The following is a 13,721-nucleotide window of genomic DNA, read 5'->3' as shown; positions in this document are numbered from 1 at the left end:
TCTATGCCTCGCCGTATTCGGTCCGCGCCAAGCCGTTGTCGAGGTTGATCGTGGTCCTGAGCCGCAGCCGTTCCGGCGTCGGCGTCATGATCAGCACCCCGTCGATTTCAATCTTGATGCCCATGCTCTTGTCGTTGAGCGTGACAGTGACCTTGGTCGCACTCTCCTTGAGGCGCGGCTCGAAATTGGCCAGGACAGTCTTGATTTCGCGTGCCAGCGCATCCTTGTCGAAGTCGCGGGACGAGCGGCCGGAGAACGAAGGCACGCCGTAATTGACCACGCTGCGCCGCACTTCCGGAAAATCGTCGAGATTCAGGCGGTTCTCGGCCGCCTGTTCGTCCTCGACGTCGGACAGCAATGGTGTGGCATCGAAGCGCTCGGTGTTGAACAGCGCTTCGATGTCGCGGCGCACCGCCTCGCGTAGCACGCGCGCCGACACCACGATGCCCCGGCTTTCAAGCTCGACCCGGTTGCGGTTCAGGAAGACGAGCCTGTGCAGGCGTTGCTTGTGGTCGGGCGTCAGGTCAAGGTCGGAATCGATCGCGCGCGCACTACCGCTCACGAACGCTTCGACACGCTCGCTGCCGAGTTCATTTTCCAGTGCCCGGTGCAGGGCTTCGATTTCCGAGCTTAGTCCCGGCAGGTCGTTCACCAGCCGGTCCCATAGCGATGGCTGCGACGCCTCTCGCCTTGCTTGCTGAACTCCACTGGCCTTCATCATGCAGCACCAGGGCGTCTATGCGGCGCGTCACAAGCCGGTTGCAACGCTCATCTCTTGCGTATGGTCGGTGTCGTAGACCAGCTCGATCGTCTTGTAAGCGAACTGCACGAAGTCCTCGAGCGTATCGCTGTTGGTCGTGCTGGCACCAAAACCATAGGAAACGACAGATGCCTCCTTCATGGTGATGACAAAGTAGTCGCTTGTCTCACCGTCGATCGTCCGGCGGCAGGAGATCACCACTTCGTCGAACTGCTTGTTTTCGTGGCATGCCTTGGCGAGATACGGCGACGACATGTCGACGTCCTTGGAACAGCTCACCGTACCCAGCGCGACACGCCCCTTGCGCGAAAGCGAATTGGGATCGAATGGGGCGACCATGTTGAAGGCGACGTTGAATATCTCGATCTCCTCGTCGTGGCCGTCACGGGTGCTCGGCCCCTTGATGTCGGGAACCTTTAGGAAGCCGTCGATCTTCGTTGCTTTTCTGAGATCGTCATCCGATGCCATTGTCTCTCTCCGTTACTGAACAGTTCAGGACTTGACCGAAGGCAGCTCCGACACGAGCCGAAGCGACGCGTTAATTCCTTCCAATTGGTAATGCGGACGCAGATAGAAGCGGGCGTTGTAGTAACCTGGACGCCCCTCGACGCTGTCGACCTGCACCTCGGCCGCGGCGAGCGGACGCTTGGCGCGGGCCTTGTCGTCGGCGAAGGCCGGATTGGCGAGCACGTAGCGGTTGATCCACTCCGTCAGCCATATCTGCATGTCGGCACGCTCCTTGAACGAGCCAACCTTGTCGCGGGCGATCGCCTTGAGATAGTGGGCAAAGCGCGACACCGGGAACAGGTAGGGCAGGTTGGCGCTGAGGCGTTCGTTGGACTGCGCGTCGGGATCGACAAGCCTGCCGGCTCGGGTTTCGTCGTCCTGCAAGGAATGGGCACCGATGAAGGCTGCGAGATCGGTGTTCTTGCGATGCAGGATCGGCATCAGGCCGAGCTTGGCGAGTTCCGCCTCGCGGCGGTCGTCGATGGCGACTTCGGTCGGGCATTTCATCGCGATCGAGCCGTCATCGGTCGGGAAGCTGTGCACCGGCAGGTTGATCACCGTGCCGCCGTTCTCGACGCCACGGATCTGGGTGCCCCAGCCGAACAGCTTGTGGCTGCGGTTGATGTTGACGCCCATCGGGAAGGCGGCGTTCATCCAGACATATTTGTGGTGGTCGCCCTGGACCTCTTCTTCGAAGGCGAAACCTTTCACCGGAACGGTGTCGGCGCCATAGGGCAGCCGGGCGAGGACACGCGGCATGGCCAGGCCGATGTAGCGGGCGTCCTCGCTCTCGCGCAGCGACTGCCACGAGGCGTAGGCCGGGTTGGAGACGATCTGCTGCAGGTCCTGCGGGTTGGGCAGCTCTTGCCAGCTGTCCATGCGGAACAGCCGTGGCGAGGCAGCGGCGATGAACGGCGTATGCGCGGAGGCGCAGACGCCCGAGATGTTGCGCAGCAGGCCAACATCGCGGGGATGGTTGGAGAACTCGTAGGCGCCGATCAGGCAGCCGAACGGCTCGCCACCGAACATCGAATACTCGTCGGTGTAGACCTTCTTGAACACCGGGCTCTGGTCCCACATCTGGCCTTCATAATCTTCCAACGTGTCTGCCAGCTGCTCCTTGGAGATGTTCATCACCCGGATCTTCAGCTTCTGGTCGGTCTCGGTGTTGTTGACGAGGTACCAAAGGCCACGCCAAGTGCCTTCCATCTCGCGCACTTCCGGCGCGTGCAGAATCTCGTTGAGCTGGATGGTCAGCATCTTGTCGATGCCCGAGATCAGCGACTTGATCGACTTGATGGCGTTGGAGGAGATGGTGGTGGTGTCCGAGCGGGATTGAGCGGCGAGTGCCAGGTTGCGCACGAGCTGCTGCAGCTTCTCGCTGTCATCCTTCCTGACCTTGAAGTCCTTCTCCAGGAGATCGCTGAACTCGCCGAGGTCGATAGCCTCGGCTTCGGCGACGGTGGGGCTTTTTTGCTGTTCGGCCATGGTCTTATTCCTCGACCTTGTCGCTGTCGTTGAGCGCCTGGCTGGCGATCTGGCCGAGCAGCGGCTCGTTGTTCAGCAACTGCGCGATGCGCTTTTCGGCGTCGGCGCGGCCGTCCATGAAGCCGAGCAATTCTTCGAGCTGGCGGCGCATCTTGAGGATTTCGGCAAGCTGCGGAACCTGCTCGGCGATCTTGTCGGGGGCGAAGTCGCCCATCTTGGAGAAGGTAAGATCGACAGCCATTTCTTCTTCGCGCTCCGCGCCCTCGGCCTGGGGCAGCGTGTTCTTCACCCGAGCCTTCACGCGCGGTCCGAGCGCTTCCATGAAGCGCGGGAACCTGTTGGCATCGGTTTCGACGAAGGTGCGGTCGAGCACCGTCTTTTGCGCTTCCTTGGTCTGCGACGAGCCGGCGAGATCCGCCATCACGCCCATCACGAAAGGCAGTTCGATCGTCGTCGGGCTGCCATAGGTCTCGACGTCATAAGCGATCTGCACGCGTGGAGCGCGATTTCGCTCGATGACCTTTGCTTTGCTTTCGGCTGGCATGCTTGGCTACCTTTCATCCTTCTGAGGCGTCTTCTTGTCGGTTACGCCGGCCAGGAGCCGAAACTCCTTCAGGCCGGAAGGGGCGAGATCTTCCATCAGTTCAACGAAATCCATGTGCACCATGCGGCGCACACGGCGGGCGAGATGCGGGATCGGGCTCGACGGCTCGGTCCGGTCGTAGAAGGCAACGACGAGGTCGAGGCATTTGACGACGTCGTCGCGCGAGGACAGGCGGTCGGGGAGGGCCATGGTCGGTCCCGCTTGGTTTGCCACCGGCTCGGGCGCGTGGCCGTTGGGCTGTGCCGCGACCGGTGTGGCCTGGGTAGGTTCGGGTTTTGCCACGCCGTTTGGCGCGGTTCGCGCGGTCGATCCGCGTTCGAGCGTCGTTTGCACGCGATCGAGAAACTTCTTCAGGTCCGGCACGGCCGGCCCGGTGCTTTCAATGCGCTTGTTGAGTGCGGTATCGACGGCACCGAGCGCCTGGGCCGCTGCGCGGGTATCGGCGACCAACTGCTCCAGCTGTGCGCCGGCCTGGTCGGCCTGGGCTGCGCACGCACTGCGCAACTTGGTCAAAAGCTGCTCGTGCGTGGTCGACAGCGCTGCGCGTTCGGCGTTGTTCAGGCCCTGTGCCGCTTCCTGCAACATGACGCGGTCGTCGAGCGCGCCCTGTTCGAGCTCCCGGCCGGTGATCGGGCCGAAACCGCGCGGTGCAAAAAACACCATCTGGCGGAGATTGGCGAGCAGCCCGTCCTGGCCATTCTGAAGGTCGAGCAGGGCGTTGATGCGGCGCAGGGCCGCTTCGCGCGGCGGCGCATTGGCGCGCAGCGCGGGATGCATGGTTTCCCAGTGTTCGTCGAAGGTGCGCGCAATCAGGGTGAGGCCGTCGGCCAGTCCGGCCAGTCCCTGGTCATTGGCCTGGGCACGGGTGACAAGGGTGATCAGGCGAAGATCGCGACCCTGGGCGCGCAGCTCTTCGGCCTTCTCAAGCACGACTGCCCACTCAACGGGAATGCTGACCTGCGATGTCGGCCGGTTGCGCTCGTCATGGACGACGTTGACCTGCGGCTCGATGAGGCGCTCAAGCTCGTGGAAGCGCGGATCGTTGCGCAAATCTTCCCCCGACGGGTTTTCACCGTTCAAAGGGTTGAGCCAAAGAGCAAGATCAACCACGCACCCCCCCACGCCATACTCAGGTCGGAAGTAGCCGGTATTCCACTCGACTTTGGTTATAGCACAATTCAGGCGGCGCTCAAAGTTGGACGCGACTAGCCCTTAAGCGTTAGTGACCGAGGTTGTGCGAATTGTTCCTGTCGTCATTGTACAGCGAGCAGAGCTCTTCGGGCCGCGCGCGCGCCCGGCTTTGTAAAGTCGCCGTTTGTGTGTCAAATTGCAGGGATCGCAGTCCGGCCATTGGAGACGCTCCATGGAACAAAAGGGCATGCAGCCGCGCAGGTCGTCTCAGGGCTTCAAGCGCAAGGAACTGGTCGGCAAGCTCAATCCCACCTGCTTGCGCGCCTTCAAGGCGGCGGCCGACGCGGCGAAGCTACGTGGTAACCCTTACGTCGAACTCGTTCATTTCATTGAACAACTTGTGCTTTCGGATCGCTCGGACGTCCAGATGATCCTGGCCGACGCCGGGGCGGACGCGGCCCGGATTGCCGGCGACATGACACGCGCCGTCGACAAGCTGCCTTATGGCGCGACGTCGATCGAGGAGTTCTCTGACCACATCTTTCACGCCATCCAGGAGGCCTGGAACCTGGCGACGCTGGAATTCGGCAGCGAGGAAGTGCGCAGCGCCCATGTCATCCTTGCCTGCCTGAAAGTTCCAGTCCTTGAAGGGCTGGTGTCGAAGATCAGCACCGAGTTCGACAAGATCGATGCGGACGGGGTGATCTCGCGTTTCGCCGATGTCGTCGAGGGCTCGCTTGAAGGATCCGCGACCAGTGCTGCGGCATCCTCTGCCGAGGCGCCGCGACGGCCATCGCCCGGAGGAGAGTCGGCGCTGGCGAAATACGCCACCGACCTGACCCAGCGGGCGCGCGACGGCAAGATCGACGCTGTCGTCGGCCGCGATCCGGAAATCCGCCAGATCGTCGACATCCTGATGCGGCGGCGGCAGAACAACCCGATCCTGACCGGCGAGGCCGGTGTCGGCAAGACGGCAGTGGTCGAGGGTTTTGCGCTGCGCATCGCTGAAGGCGACGTGCCGCCGATGCTGCAAGGGGTCAGCCTGCGCATGCTCGATGTCGGGCTGATGCAGGCAGGCGCCAGCGTCAAGGGCGAGTTCGAAAAGCGGCTGAAGGCAGTCATCGACGAGGTGCAATCTTCCGAGACGCCCGTCATCCTGTTCATCGACGAGGCGCATACGCTGATCGGGGCGGGTGGTGCTGCCGGCACCGGCGATGCCGCCAACCTGCTGAAGCCGGCGCTGGCGCGCGGCGAACTGCGCACCATCGCGGCCACGACCTGGGCCGAATACAAGCAGCACATCGAAAAGGACCCGGCACTGACCCGCCGCTTCCAGGTGGTCAAGATCGACGAGCCGGACGAGGCGGCCGCCATCCTGATGCTGCGCGGCGTCGCCGGTGTGCTCGAAAAGCACCACGAGGTGCAGATCCTCGACGAGGCCATCGAAACCGCCGTCAAGCTGTCGCATCGCTACATCCCGGCGCGGCAACTGCCTGACAAGGCTGTCAGTTTGCTCGACACGGCCTGTGCCCGTGTCGCCATCTCCCAGCACTCCAGGCCGGGCGAGGTCGAAGACCTGATGCGCCGCAGGCAGGCGCTCGAGGTCGAGCAAGGCATCATCGGCCGCGAGGCGGCGATCGGCATCGAGGTGGAGGAGCGCAAGGCGCGCGTCGAAGCGGGATTGGTCGAGACGGACGCGGCCTTGGCTGCCGCGCAGGTGCGCTGGGACAAGGAGAAGCAATCTGTCGTTGAAATCCTCGAGCTGCGCGCCAGGCTGCGCGGGCAGGGCGTGGCGCTCGACCCGGTCGTTGCGGAAGCACAGGGCGAGACGGCCGAAGAACCGATAGCTGCCAATGACGACGGTGCCGAACAAGGCATTGCCAAGGACGGCGCGGTCCAGGCCGGACCTGCCGAAACCATGAAACAGGCTGGACCGGCATCCGATCCGGAGGCTGATCTTGCGCGGCTCAAGGAATTGATGGCGGTGCTGGCCGAGGCGCAGGGCGAAACGCCGCTGATCCTGCTTTCCGTCGACCGCAACGCGGTGGCCTCGGTGGTGCAGGACTGGACCGGCATACCGACCGGGCGGATGCTGACCAGCCAGACCGAAAAGGCGCTGCGGCTGGCGCAGACTTTGTCCGAGCGCGTGGTCGGACAGGATCATGCGATGGAAATGATCGCCAAGCGGGTACAGACCAGCCGCGCCGGGCTCGGCGCACCGGAAAAGCCGGTCGGCGTGTTCCTTTTGTGTGGCCCCTCGGGCGTCGGCAAGACCGAGACCGCGCTGGCGCTGGCCGAAACGCTTTACGGCGGCGAGCAGAACCTGATTTCGATCAACATGTCGGAGTTCCAGGAAGCGCACACGGTGTCGACGCTGAAAGGCGCGCCTCCCGGATATGTCGGCTACGGCAAGGGCGGCATTTTGACCGAGGCTGTCCGGCGCAGGCCTTATTCAGTGATCCTGCTCGACGAGGTCGAGAAGGCGCATCCCGACGTGCACGAGATTTTCTTCCAGGTTTTTGACAAGGGCATGATGGACGACAGCGAGGGCCGGCGGATCGACTTCAAGAACACGCTGATCCTTTTGACCTCGAATGTCGGCTCCGAGGTCATCATGACCAAGACCAAGGGCGGCGAACTGCGCGAGAATGTCGAGAACCTCGATGCTGCCTTGCGCGCGCCTTTGCTCAAGGTGTTCCCGGCGGCCTTCATCGGTCGCGTCGTGACCATCCCGTATTATCCGCTGTCGGGCGAGATGATCGAGGCGATCACCCGCCACCAGTTCGGCAAGATCGCCCGCCGGCTGCAGATCAGCCATGGCGCCGAGCTGGTGATCGGCGATGGCGTGATGGAAATGATCAAAGCACGCTGCACCGAGATCGAGTCCGGCGGCCGCATGATCGACGCCATCCTGACCAACACGCTCTTGCCAGAACTGAGCCGAGGTGTTCTCAACCGTTCGCTCGATGGGCAAAAGCTGACGCGCGTAACAGTCGGCGCGTCAGGCGAGGGGTTCAGCTACGAGTTTGGGTAGATTATAGCAGGCAGCTACCAAGGGCTTCCACCGTCGCCACCGCCACCACTATCGCTTCTTTCGCTGCGTTCACTGCTTGGAGTCGCTGGCACGATCGGCTTCTTGACCACCCTTGGCTGGACCGGCGCCGCGACCGCGACCTTCCTCACTGGTGCCGCTTTCTTGACCTGCACCGGCTGTACGGGTTGAACTGCTGCCTGTTCTTCGACTTTCATCATCGAGCCGCAACCGCCCAGCGGCAGAAGCGCGGTCGCCATAAGAAGACTGATGGTATGCAGTCGCATGTAACGTCTCCCCTTCAAGAGCCCAGCATGTCCAGACGTGGTCGTGTTTCGATCCATTCCTTGTGCAGGAGGTCGCCCAGCAGTTCCCCCGGGTTGCGGGGGGCTGCCGTTCCAAGAACGCTACTTGCGGCTTCGCGGGTTCGTGGTCCGAGCCGACCATCAATTTCGCCGACATCCTGGCCTACCCGTTTCAGCGCCAGTTGCACTTCCTTGCCGATGGTCAGCGCGTCGACACCACCCAATGCCTTCTTCGCCTGGTCAGAGGCATCCTTGAAGTTGAAAGAGGCGGACAAGGCATATAGGCGCGCGATCTCGCCGCTGTCCTTCTGCAGTGTCGGATTGTCCTTCAGCAGCTCGGCAGCATAGAAAGCACCCCACGCGTCGCCCCTCTCGGCGCTTTCGCGGTACCAGCCCGAGACTGTCGCGGCGTCAGATGTATTCTCTCGCTGGGCAAGACGCGCAAGCAGCCGACCAGCGTAGGGATGTCCCATTGCGCGTGCCTTCTCAAACAATTCGGCCGCGTGCTTGGTGTCCTTCTGTACACCTGCTCCGTCGCGATAAAGGATGCCAAGCAAGACCATGCCATAGACATCATTGCGATCAGACGACTCCGTGATGAATTTCAGGGCGCGGGCTTCGTCCTTGGCGACATGCTCACCCGAGAGGTACTCGGTGCCCAGCATGTTCATCGCATAGGTGTGGCCGGATTCCGCCGCGCTCGCGACCATCGCCATGCCACGATCGATGTCGGGCTTTGCGCCGAGGCCCGTAACCAAGGCTCGTCCCAGCGCATATTGCGAATAGGGATCGCCACGCTTGGCGCCGGATTCGAACAGCGGGATTGCCTTGGCCGGATCGCGCTCGACCGCCGCGCCGAACTGGTAGAGCCGGCCGAGCAGGTAGCTGGCGCGGACGTGGCCGGCGTCGCTGGCGGCGTTAAGCTCGGTCAGCGCGTCCTTGAAATCGCCTTGGGCATAGAGGGCACGGGCATACTGGTACTTGAACCGGGCGATCTCGGGATGCTGCTCGGCGGCTGCCTTGCAGGCGGTCAGCGCCTTGGCCACGTCGATGTCGTTGGGCAGCCTGCCGTCGGCGACCGCCTGGACGTCGAGCGGTTCGGCGGCGAGCGTGTCGCATTCATTGACCGAGACGGCGACATTGATGGTGATCGGCGCCGGTACTGCGGTCTTGACCACCGGCATCAGAACGACAGTGCGCAACGGCTCCTTGGCAGGCGTCTTGTCGGCGGGCAGGGCGAGCGGTTTGACCTCCATGCCGTCAGTGCTGGTGTCGAGTTTGGCGGAACCGCTGCTGGTGTTCATCGCCACGGTCTCGGCCACCGGCTTGGCATCGTCTTCGGCACTGACGAGCTTGAGCGACGGGCGTATGCGCAGCTTGGTGATGTCTTCGGCCTTGATCAGGTCGCCCTCGGAAACGATCTGGCCGTCGACAGCCACCTGCGTTTCGGGATCGCGCTTTTCCAGGCGGAGCCAGCCGGTGGGCGCGGCACTTGTCGAGCGCACCACCTCTTCGGGCATGGCGGCGAAGCCGGTGCCGATGTCGGAGGCCATGGCGACAAGGATCGGCTTGGCCTGTTCGGGCGCTGCCGGCTTCGGCTCGTCGCCCTGCTGGATGTTGAGCGCCGGCTTGACCTGCGCTTCAGCGGCGGCCTGGGCATCGACGACGACGCGGACGATACCGCTGGCGCTGCGGCCGCCATCCGTGGTGACGGTGTAACGCACCTCATCGGTGGTCATGTCGGCGGAAGCCGGCTTGAACATGACCTCTTCGATGCTGTCGGCCGAGATCTTGCTGTCGAGGCTGAGCTGCTCGTCGCCGAGCCAGAGCGTACCCTGGTCGGGCAGCTTGGTGAAATTGACGGTCAATTCCGCATTGCCGCTGGTGATCGGCGGCGAGATACGCAGCGCCACTTGCTTGGTATCAGGCGGTACGCGAACCTCGCGCATATCCTCTATAATCAACAGGTTCTGGCGGGTTACGAAGAAAAAAGATGAGGTAAGGCTCGATGCGTCCCAAGGGGTCTGGCGCCCGTCGGTACGCTTGATAACTTCGGCGCGGATGTCGCTGAGCAGTTTCCTGACCTCGACATTGGGCTTCAGCGCATATTCGGCAAAGGTGCCGGTGAACGGGCTTAAGCCGCCACTGCCATCGAGCGCGACGCGGTCGGGCGCGGTCGAATAGACGATCAGCGTGCCGTCCTGGGGTGCGACCGAAGCGAGGCCTTTCTTGCCTTCGACCGCGACCTTGGCCTGGCCGACATAATAGGAATTGTTGGCGAAGGGATTGTCGCGGCAGGCGTCGAGGATCGCGATCTGCAGCGAGGAGGTCTCGCGCATATACTCGAGCAGGCTCGACATGTTGTAGGCCTGGACCTCGAGGTCATACGAGGTGGCAAGCGTCGCATCGACCGGCAACATGAAATTGTGGCCGCCGACCTGCACGGCGTGGCCGCTGTAATAAAACAGCGCGACGTCGCCGTCGTTGAGCGTCCTGAGGAAGCCGAGGATGGTTTCTTCAAGCCCCTGCTTGTCGAGGTCCTTGCCGAGCGTGACCTCGAAATTGGCGCGCTCCAGCACCTCGCGGATGCGATCGGCGTCGTTGGCGGCATTGGGCAGCTGGGCAAGGTGCTGGTAGGCGCTGTTGCCGATGACCAGTGCTGCGCGGCGGCCGGACACACCGTCAGCCGCAAAGGCCGTGCTCAAGGCAAGGAGCAAAATGAAAGCGCCGGCGGCCAATGCACCGGTCAGGCGCGGGAAAATGCCAGCATTGCGAGCAGGCAAGCAGCCTTCGCATACCATGAACTGCTCCTTTCGGACGCGCAGTCTTTACAGGCTTGGCACGGCTTGCATCTATTAGCGCTGAAGCATCCTCCTCACGCCGACCGGTGTCAACGTGGTCGACATAGATCAAACGGTCTATTGCCCCACCCATGCAAAGGACCTGCGAGCAAAAGTCCCCATCGCGAAAATCCGTGTTATTGTCAGTCGGGTGATCGAAAAATCGCAGGTGTGAAGCAATGGCCGAACGGCGCTCACGCATGGATGGAACCAGGTCATGACGCCGGAGGACAAGACACGTATCGCGCCCGATACGGGTGTCCATCAGGGCGTACAGCTCAACGGCATCTATGAGATCGACGAGCATATCGCCACGGGCGGCATGGGCGAGGTTTATCGCGGCCACAACATCCAGACCGGCGACCCGGTTGCGATCAAGGTGGTGCTGCGCGAATTCGCCCGTGACCAGGGCATCCTGGCGCTGTTTCGCAAAGAAGCATCTATCCTCAACCACCTCTCCAACGACGCCATCGTGCGCTACCACGTCTTTACCATCGACCCGACGATCGGCCGGCCGTATCTTGCCATGGAGTTCGTCGACGGCCAGTCGCTGGGCGAGCGCATCCGCAGCGGCCCGCTCGATACGCGCGAGGCGCGCAAGATGCTGGCCCGGGTCGCCTCAGGCCTGTCGGTGGCGCATGAGGCCGGCGTCATCCACCGCGACCTGTCGCCTGACAACATCGTGTTGCCTGGCGGCAAAGTGGAAAAGACCAAGATCATCGATTTCGGCATCGCGCGCTCGGCCAATGTCGGCGGCGGCACGCTGCTCGGCGGCAGTTTCGCCGGCAAATACAGCTTTGTTTCGCCCGAGCAGCTTGGGCTGTTCGGCGGTGAAATTACCGACCAGTCCGACATCTATAGCCTCGGCCTGGTGCTGGCAGCTGCCTTGCGCGGCAAGCAGCTCGACATGGGCGGATCGCCGGTCGAGGTGATCGAGAAGCGCCGGACCGTGCCTGACCTGTCGGGCATCGACCCGGACCTTTTGCCGCTGCTGCAATCCATGCTTCAGCCCGACCCGAGGGATCGCCCGGAAAGTGCCGCGGCAATCGTCGAATGGCTGCGCGAGACCAGCGGGGCGACGGCGCCGCCGGTTACGCTGCCCGGCGTACCCCCGCACGACCCGGAGCAGCGCAAGCCGTCCGAACTCGCCTGGCGGCCACCAGGATCGCCATCGAGCGGGCAAAAGCCGATGCCGCCGGAGGCGGTGCTGCCGCGCGACGCGCCGTGGCGCAGCGCCGGCACGACCGGCAGGCCAATGCCTGACATCAGGCAGAAGACAGCTCCCAAGGCAGCACCTGCCGCGACCGCGCCCAAATCCCGGCGTGGCGCGTTGGTCGGCACGGTCTTGCTTGCCACTGTCGCAGCGCTGGGCGGTGGCGCCTATTTTTCCGGACTGTTGGACGATTTCCTGCCGGGAGATACCAAGGTCACCTCGGGTGAAGAAACCGCAGGCGGCAAACTCACGCCTGCGCCGCCGGCACCCAAGCAGACGGCCCAGACGCCGGTGACGCCGTTGCCCTTGCCAGAGCCTCCACCCGTAACAGAGGCCAGGGCGCCGACGCCGACGGAGATCGTGACACCTAAACCGGCCGAGCCGGTCAAGCCGGTGGCCCTGCCGGCGCCGCCGAAGGCTGCGGTCAGCGCTGCCGACTGGTTCCAGTCCTTCGATGGCGGCCCTTGCTTCTACGCTTCGGTGGCCGACGCATCGGCGCCGAGCCCCGAAGTGGAGGGGCTTGCGACCTCGAAAGCGCCGTTCGACAAGCTCGCCCGCGACTTTGCATCGGCCTTCGGCAGCGGCCCCAAGGTCAATCCCAGGATGATCGAACGGGAGCAGTGCCCGGTCGCCGATTTCCTGGAGGCAGTACATCCTGATAAAGGCCAGGCCCCAACGCTGCAATTGAACAAGGACAACCTCAAGGTCGGGGATTCGCTGCAGGGCACGCTGAGCAAGACCGGCAGCCGCGACGTCAACCTGCTACTGATCGGCAAGGACGGCGTCGTCTACAATTTCGCCAGCCTGCTCAAGAAATCCGGGCCCGACCAGTCCAGCTTCAGCATGAAGCTGTTCCCCCTCAACGACCAGGAGGCCACGGCTCCGGAACCGCATCTTATCGTGGCGCTGGCGAGCGACAACGGCATCAAGGCAGCCGACATCAAGGATCCCGAGCTGGCCTCGGACCTGTTTCCGAAAATCCGCACGGAAATCGAAGCACAGCCGAATGCCGCCGGCGTCGCCTTCGGCTACTTCCTGTTCGACCGCTGAAGCTGGCAAGCGTTCAGCTCACTACGGTCACGGCCTGCGGCCAACGCTGCAGCGCTTCTCGTCCCGCCTCCGTCAGATCGTAGATGCCCCGATCGACGCGCACGAACCAGCCATAGACATTGTCGAGCAGGATTTTTGGCGCGCGCCCCACAGCCTGGCTAAGGTCGCGCGGCCGCTTGGGGCCGTCGAGCAGTGCCACGGCACATTTCAGCGCGTCCTGGCGATAGGCGGTCATGATCGGCGCGCGCGAGCCGCCGCCGACAACCGGGTCGCCCTGCCGGCGGCGATGTTCAGCAACGAGGCGGGAGCGCCGCTTGGGGTCGCGCCGGGGCGTGGGCGCCACCGGGCTGAGCAACACTTCGACCCGATCGTCGTCGAAGATGCCAAGCAGCCCAAAACCCAGCCGCCGGCACAAATTGCGAAAGCGCTTGTCGCTCTCGCGGCCCTTGCCACGTGGCGACATGCGCGCGGCGAGCCAGATCTCGTCGGCGGCGGCGGCACGGTCGACACCTTGCAGGATCAGCTCGAGATTGAACTGCAGCTTCAGTTCGCACACGATGACGATAGGCGGCGCGTCGTTGCTCAGCGCCAGCAGGTCGCAGCCGCCGATCTCGCCCTTGACCTCGAAACCGAGGCCTTCGAGGAAGCGTTTTACCGGGCTGTAGAGTGCCGTCTCGAGCAACAGGTTTTCTCACCACATTAACGCTGGGCCAACGCTGTGCCTCGTCGCTGGCGCTGGCCAGGTGTGCGTCGAATCATTCGGGACATCATGCCGATGCCACCGCCATAGTC

The 13,721-nt window shown here is 63.3% G+C and carries 9 protein-coding genes and 1 pseudogene; 2 read left to right on the top strand and 8 right to left on the bottom strand.

Features of this window, described 5'->3' with window-relative positions; all coding sequences use genetic code 11:
• Position 1 precedes the first annotated feature (1 nt).
• The 5 genes and pseudogenes from tssE to tssA form a co-directional block, all read right to left on the bottom strand.
• A pseudogene (tssE, locus tag IHE39_RS06855) lies at positions 2–765 on the bottom strand (type VI secretion system baseplate subunit TssE).
• Positions 749–1,228: an Hcp family type VI secretion system effector gene (locus IHE39_RS06850; RefSeq protein ID WP_184767799.1), complete on the bottom strand. Its 480-nt coding sequence runs from the start codon at positions 1,226–1,228 to the stop codon at positions 749–751. Before IHE39_RS06850 ends, tssE begins: the two are co-directional and overlap by 17 nt.
• A 24-nt stretch (positions 1,229–1,252) precedes the next feature.
• Positions 1,253–2,755, bottom strand: a complete 1,503-nt coding sequence (gene tssC / locus IHE39_RS06845) for a type VI secretion system contractile sheath large subunit (RefSeq protein WP_192565890.1) — start codon at positions 2,753–2,755, stop codon at positions 1,253–1,255.
• Between the two features lie 4 nt (positions 2,756–2,759).
• Positions 2,760–3,299, bottom strand: a complete 540-nt coding sequence (tssB, locus tag IHE39_RS06840; protein WP_184767801.1) for a type VI secretion system contractile sheath small subunit — start codon at positions 3,297–3,299, stop codon at positions 2,760–2,762.
• 6 nt (positions 3,300–3,305) lie between these two features.
• A complete protein-coding gene (tssA, locus tag IHE39_RS06835) occupies positions 3,306–4,469 on the bottom strand; it encodes a type VI secretion system protein TssA (protein WP_192565889.1) in 1,164 nt (387 codons plus the stop codon).
• A 268-nt stretch (positions 4,470–4,737) separates the two neighbouring features.
• Between tssA and tssH the strand changes: the two genes are divergently transcribed.
• Positions 4,738–7,524, top strand: a complete 2,787-nt coding sequence (gene tssH, locus IHE39_RS06830; RefSeq protein WP_192566071.1) for a type VI secretion system ATPase TssH — start codon at positions 4,738–4,740, stop codon at positions 7,522–7,524.
• A gap of 14 nt (positions 7,525–7,538) precedes the next feature.
• Here the strand turns inward: tssH and IHE39_RS06825 are convergent, their stop codons facing one another.
• Positions 7,539–7,808 (bottom strand): hypothetical protein, encoded by a 270-nt coding sequence (locus tag IHE39_RS06825; protein WP_192565888.1) that lies wholly within the window; start codon positions 7,806–7,808, stop codon positions 7,539–7,541.
• Between the two features lie 14 nt (positions 7,809–7,822).
• Positions 7,823–10,609, bottom strand: a complete 2,787-nt coding sequence (locus IHE39_RS06820; RefSeq protein WP_192565887.1) for a caspase family protein — start codon at positions 10,607–10,609, stop codon at positions 7,823–7,825.
• 274 nt (positions 10,610–10,883) lie between these two features.
• Between IHE39_RS06820 and IHE39_RS30900 the strand changes: the two genes are divergently transcribed.
• Positions 10,884–12,929, top strand: a complete 2,046-nt coding sequence (locus IHE39_RS30900; protein WP_281399347.1) for a protein kinase domain-containing protein — start codon at positions 10,884–10,886, stop codon at positions 12,927–12,929.
• Positions 12,930–12,942: 13 nt separating this feature from the next.
• On the opposite strand, the gene IHE39_RS06810 is transcribed toward IHE39_RS30900, so the two are convergent.
• Positions 12,943–13,611: a DUF2161 domain-containing phosphodiesterase gene (locus tag IHE39_RS06810; RefSeq protein ID WP_192565886.1), complete on the bottom strand. Its 669-nt coding sequence runs from the start codon at positions 13,609–13,611 to the stop codon at positions 12,943–12,945.
• Positions 13,612–13,721: the final 110 nt, after the last annotated feature.

Origin of the sequence: Aminobacter carboxidus (genome assembly GCF_014863355.1) — a bacterium.
In the GTDB taxonomy this organism is placed as follows: domain Bacteria; phylum Pseudomonadota; class Alphaproteobacteria; order Rhizobiales; family Rhizobiaceae; genus Aminobacter; species Aminobacter carboxidus.
Note: the sequence above shows the minus strand (reverse complement) of the source record. Positions and strands in the feature narration are given on the sequence as shown.